3 protein-coding genes are annotated in these 3,977 nt (G+C 71.4%); all 3 read left to right on the top strand.

What is annotated here, in order from left to right:
* Positions 1–133: 133 nt before the first annotated feature.
* The 3 genes from FSY66_RS12325 to FSY66_RS12315 all read left to right on the top strand — a co-directional run bounded on the left by FSY66_RS12325 (position 134) and on the right by FSY66_RS12315 (position 3,822).
* A complete protein-coding gene (locus tag FSY66_RS12325) occupies positions 134–703 on the top strand; it encodes a hypothetical protein (RefSeq protein WP_144795369.1) in 570 nt (189 codons plus the stop codon).
* Positions 704–871: 168 nt separating this feature from the next.
* Entirely contained in the window at positions 872–2,062 is a 1,191-nt protein-coding gene (locus FSY66_RS12320) for a DUF1611 domain-containing protein (protein ID WP_260853683.1), read from the top strand.
* Between the two features lie 32 nt (positions 2,063–2,094).
* On the top strand, positions 2,095–3,822 hold the full coding sequence (locus tag FSY66_RS12315) for an ABC transporter ATP-binding protein (RefSeq protein ID WP_144795367.1): 1,728 nt from the start codon (positions 2,095–2,097) through the stop codon (positions 3,820–3,822).
* Positions 3,823–3,977: the final 155 nt, after the last annotated feature.

The following is a 3,977-nucleotide window of genomic DNA, read 5'->3' as shown; positions in this document are numbered from 1 at the left end:
ATCATCCCCCGGCCTCACGCGTCCCGGCCCCTGCCAATAACGTCATGCCCTCTTACAACTAGCCCACCGCCTCACCGGGCCGCTGAACTCCCTCCTGCAGCTGTGGACCATCTCCTACCGCAACTCCTGGGGGATGATCCTGCACAACGACAACCAGCTGACCATGCACCAGGTGATCCTCGGGCTCTCGCCGGCCGCGGACGCCCTGTCCCTGGACAACGCCCTGAGCGGGCGCCCCCAGCGGCCGCACGGCCTGGAGCGGGCCTACGGCGCCCCGGCCACGGCGCTGAACATCGCGACCGTCGCCGTCTACTTCATCTCGGGCGTCGCCAAGCTGCGCAGCCCTCAGGGCTGGCGGTGGGCCACGGGAAGCACGCTGCGCGAGCAGATCGGCGCCGACGCCGTCCGCAAGGAGGTCTTCGGCTCGGTCGCCCCCGCGATGGCCGGCGCCCTGTACCGGAGCAGGGCCCGGTTCGGGGCGCTGGCCGTGATGGCGCTGCTCGTCGAGCTCGGGGCACCGGCGGCGCTGGCCGACAGGAGGCTCGGCCAGGTCTTCGCCCTCGGCGCCCTGGGGATGCACTGGGGCATCCGGGTCACCATGGGGATCAGGTTCAAGTACAACCTCTCCGGCTTCTCGTACCTGCCCCTGTTCCCCCTGGGACGGCAGCGGCCGGCGGTGCGCTCGCTGCTGCCCCTTCGGTGAGCGGCGGCGGGCGGCGCTCTGCCCTCTGCCGGATCCCCGTTCCGCGGCGGGCGGGGGGATCCGCGCGAGTCAGCGCGAGATGAGAGAGCACTCATCAGCGCTTCATGAGCGCCTCATCCTCGTCGGGTTGTCTCATCAGCGGCGAACAGCTCACCGAGAGGATCCGAGATGACCACGCAGCCCCTGACCCGCATGCTCCCCACACACGACATGAACGAGGCCGCCATGAACGACGAGGACCGCACCGTGCGCTCGAGCCTGCCGGCGCGCTTCCAGCCGTCGTACACGACCCGCCACGTCGCCCAGGCCATGTCGCACGATCCGGCGCGGTTCCACCTGGTCTCCGGCACCGACGTGCACCCGGAGCCGGGCGACGTCGTGATCGCCGAGGTCACCCGCATCGGCAATCACAAGCGGATCGAGACCCCGGAGTCCCGGAAGGCCATCCTCTTCGAGGGCCGCCTCGTCATCCTGGCCTACGGCAACCGGTACGCCGCCGACCAGTTCCTGGCCCACGTCCCGGACTCGCTCGAGCCGCTGCACCTGGTCGCCGCCGGCGGCATCGCCGGGATGGTGACCGCCTCGCACGACAAGATGGCCTCCCCCACGCAGATCCGCCCCCTCGGGCTGGTCGCCGACGAGACCGGCGTGGTCACCCTCGAGCGCTACGCTCCGTACCTCAATGAGCCCGTGGCGGGCCCTGCCGGGGACCGGACCGCTCGCCCCGAGGTCATCGGGATCCTGGGGACCTCCATGAACTCCGGCAAGTCCACCCTGATGGCCTGCCTCATCAACGGCCTGGTCAACGGCGGCCTGAAGGTCGGCGCGGGCAAGATCACCGGCACCGGAGCGGGAAACGATCCGATGATCTACGGCGATGCCGGCGCATCCAGGGTCCTGGACTTCACCGACTTCGGCTACCCCACGACCTTCCGCGCCCCCATGGAGGACCTCCGCGCGCTGACGGTGAACCTCGTCGATGCGCTCACGGAGGCCGACACGGACGTCGTCGTGGTGGAGATCGCCGACGGCGTCTACCAGGAGGAGACGGCCCGGCTGCTGCGCGACGACATCTTCCAGGCCACGATCGACCACGTGATGTTCGCCGCGACCGACGCCCTCGGTGCTCGGGCAGGTGTCCACGAGCTGGTCGACGCCGGGCTGCGGGTGTCCGCCGCCTCCGGCGTGATGACCTCCTCGCCGCTGGCCACGACCGAGGCGCACACCGTCCTCTCCGACTTCGCCGTCCCGGTCGTCGGCACCTTCGCCCTGCAGGACCCCCTCGAGGCGGTCGCTCTGCGCGCGCGGCAGGCCGTCCGCCCGGGCGCGGTCGGCGCACCGACCCCCCAGCAGGCCTGAGCGCGCAGGATCGCTGGTTGACTGGGCCCGTGATGGCACGGCAGCAGGAGACCACCCCCAGGATGCCGCCGGTGTGGCGCGGACGCCGCCGGCGGCTCCTGGTGTCCCTGGTGGCCCTCGGCGTCCTCCAGGCGGTCTTCGCCCTGGTCATGGCCCTCAGCGTGGGGGCCGTGCTCTCGACGTCCGAGAGGCGCTGGGACCTCCTGGCCCTCCTGCTGCTCTCCGTGCTCGGGATCGGCCTGGCGCGCTGGATGGAGCGGATCGTCGCCGAGCAGCTGGGGCAGGACTACGTGTTCGAGCAGCGCCGGCGGCTGATCGCCTCGGCGATCCTCGGCGAGAAGGGCAACAAGTCCCTCGGCGTGATCGTCACCCGCGCCTCGAACGACCTCACCGCCATCCGCAGCTGGATCGCGCAGGGCATCGTCCCCCTGGCCACGGGCCTCCCGCTGGTCATCGTCATCATCGGGGCCCTGTGCTTCATCGACTGGCGGGTGGCCGCGGCCGTCTCGCTGCCGCTGCTGCTGACCGCCGCCTCCGTCCCCAAGCTCTCCGCCATCGCATTCGACCGCGCGCGCCTGCTGCGCCGCCGCCGCGGCCGCATGTCCTCGCACATCTCCGACACCGTCCGCGCCGGCGAGTCGATCCAGATCGCGGGGGCCGTGGACAGGGAGCTCAAGGCCGTCGACCGGAACTCGAGCAGGGTCGTCGACGCGGCGGTGGACCGCGCCCGCGTCACCGGATTCATCCGGTCGCTGACCGTCACGGCCGCGTCGCTGTGCACCGTGATGGTCGTGCTCCTGTCCATGATGGGGGTGATCGACGCGGCGGGAGTGGCCTCCGTGATGACGCTGCTCGGCATCATCTCCACGCCCCTGGCCGATCTGGGCCGCGTCGTGGAGTACCGGCAGAACTACAAGGCCGCTCGACGCATCCTCGCGCCCGTGCTCGACGAGGCCATCCAGCTCACACGAGCGGAGCGGCGTCGCGAGCGGGCGTGGAACGACGGCGCCGTCGAGTCGATCGCGGACCACGAGGGCCTGCACGTGCGGGGCCTGACCGTCCTGGGGACCTCTCTGCCGGATATCGATGCCGCCCCCGGCGCTCGCCTCCGCATGATCTCCGAGCACTCGGCCAGACCGCACGCGGCCATCCAGCGGCTGCTCATGGCCGGCGAGAGCCTGGCCGATCAGCAGCATGACGAGGACGTTCCGTACGTGCTGATCGACGGGCTGGACTACGTGCGCGCGCCTCGCAAGGAGCGTCGCAAGATGGTCGGCTACGCCTCCCTCGACGTGCCGCTGGAGCAGGGGTCGATCCGACGCATCGTCACCTACCGCCGTCCCGGGACCGAGGACGGCGAGGTCCACAGGATCCTCGATCGCGTCGGCCTCTCCGAGCGGGTCCGACGCGAGCCCAAGGGCCTGGGCGCCAGGCTCAAGAACGACGGCTCCGGCTGGTCCGCATCGGATCTGACCCGCCTCAAGCTGGCCCGCGCGCTCCAGGGCGAGCCGCCCGTCCTCGTGCTCGAGAACATCAGCGTGGGCTTGGACGACGAGGGGCAGCGCTTCGTGCGAGAGGTCCTCGAGACCTATCCCGGTGTCATCCTCTTCGTCACCGCACGCCCGGAGGCGCTGCTCCAGGACTACCGGGTCTGGGAGATCGACGGCGCCACCGAGGAGGACCGCGAGCACACGCGCCGGGCCGTGCTCGAGCAGAGCGCCGGCCGACTCGGCCCCGCCGGCGACGCCGAGGACGAATGAGCGTTCGGCTCTGTCCGGTGCGCCTCGCGGTCCAGGGGACGAGGCGGCAGCATCGTCGGTGGCCCTCGTGCGCTCGCCGGCCGCCTCAGGCCCTGCGGGGTGCTGGCGACTGCGCTCCCGGAGACAGACGACAGCGGGGCCGCGAAAGAGCCCCC

Source organism: Kocuria palustris, assembly GCF_007666205.1.
Classification (GTDB): Bacteria; Actinomycetota; Actinomycetes; order Actinomycetales; family Micrococcaceae; genus Kocuria; species Kocuria palustris_A.
Note: the sequence above shows the minus strand (reverse complement) of the source record. Positions and strands in the feature narration are given on the sequence as shown.